An 855-nucleotide genomic window follows, 5' to 3' on the forward strand; every position below is an offset into this window, starting at 1 on the left:
CATCATCGGCAAGAGCCGTTTCAGGATGGCATCGACCCGGACAACCGCTGCCATACCGACGCAAGAAGCCGCCACTTCGGAAAAAGGCATTGAACTGACGGAGGAAGAGGCTACTTTTGACGACGGAAACACGGAAACCATGTCCCGTCCCGCCCAAATCCCGGAGGATAAACTCGACGAAACCTTCACGAGCCTCACGCCTTCGGAACTGGAGTTCGGGGAGGACGAGCCGGAGGAAGAAACGTCCGACGCGCCGAGGGCATCCGGAAGCAGCTTCGACGAGATAGACGATGCGGTCAGAACCGCCAAGAACCCGGAAGCGACAACGACGGAACGGGAGCGGGCGGCAAAGGTCTTCACCGACATGGAAGGGACGGAGCTGTACGAGAAGCTGATGACCGGCTCGTCTGAAATGAGCATCCGCATCAAGGGGCTTATCGAAATCCGGCTGAAGAAACCGAAAAAGGATTTTGTCGTCCCGGACAATATTGAGGACTTCGACATCCGCAACTATGTATAACGACTAAAAAAGAATGAAAATGAAAACGTAAGACGGCATCACCCACGCGCACGGCGGTACAAGGTACAGCCGGTCCGCAACGGACACACCCAAGTCCGTAGAAACAAACGGGCAACCCACTAAACCAAAGTAAAGTAACCGAGTATCAACCGCCCGACAAAGGATTATCCACCCTTTGGACGGCACAAAACAAGAACAGTTTATGAACAAGAACAACAGACAGAAACTTATCCTCTCAGCGGCACTTCTGGTTGCCGCAACCGCCTCCGCCTTCGCGCAGGGAAACGGCATCGCGGGCATCAACGAAGCCACCTCTATGGTGAGTTCGTATTTCG

The 855-nt window shown here is 54.4% G+C and carries 2 protein-coding genes; both read left to right on the forward strand.

The window, feature by feature from the left end:
* On the forward strand, window positions 1–520 hold a 520-nt coding region (locus HPS55_RS14070; RefSeq protein WP_172325124.1), incomplete at its 5' end, for a conjugal transfer protein TraD.
* Between the two features lie 202 nt (window positions 521–722).
* Window positions 723–855 (forward strand): DUF4134 domain-containing protein (locus HPS55_RS14075; protein ID WP_216655542.1); only part of this gene is annotated, 133 nt, incomplete at its 3' end.

This window comes from Xylanibacter rodentium (genome assembly GCF_013166575.1).
Lineage (GTDB): Bacteria > Bacteroidota > Bacteroidia > Bacteroidales > Bacteroidaceae > Prevotella > Prevotella rodentium.